General features: G+C 70.1%; 1 pseudogene. It reads left to right on the top strand.

Annotation, left to right across the window (positions count from 1 at the left end):
• Positions 1–379: pseudogene (locus AB4Z35_RS31145) on the top strand (DNA topoisomerase IB); the annotation flags it as partial.

Genomic DNA, 379 nt, shown 5'->3' with positions numbered 1-379 from the left:
ATGCGCGGGGCCGGAAGCAATACCTCTATCACCCGGACTGGGCCGCGCTGCGCGACACCGACAAGTACACCCGCCTGATGGCCTTCGGGCATGCGCTGCCGCGCCTGCGCGGGCGGCTGGCCCGTGATCTGGCGCGCAACGGCATGCCGCGCGAGAAGATCCTTGCCGCCGTGGTGACGTTGCTGGATGCCACCCTTGTGCGCGTCGGCACCCCGCGTTACGCGCGCCAGAATCGCACCTATGGGCTGACCACGCTGCACCGGSGCCATGTGGCCGTGCGCGGCAGCCGCCTGCGCTTCCAGTTCACCGGCAAGAGCGGTGTGACCCACGACGTGTCCGTCAACGATGCCCGCCTGGCCCGCATCGCCCGCAACTGCAC

The sequence above is a fragment of the Pseudomonas sp. KB_15 genome (assembly GCF_052114525.1).
Classification (GTDB): Bacteria; Pseudomonadota; Gammaproteobacteria; order Pseudomonadales; family Pseudomonadaceae; genus Aquipseudomonas.
The sequence above is the reverse complement of the archived record's forward strand: the minus strand, read 5'-3'. Positions and strand labels throughout refer to the sequence as shown.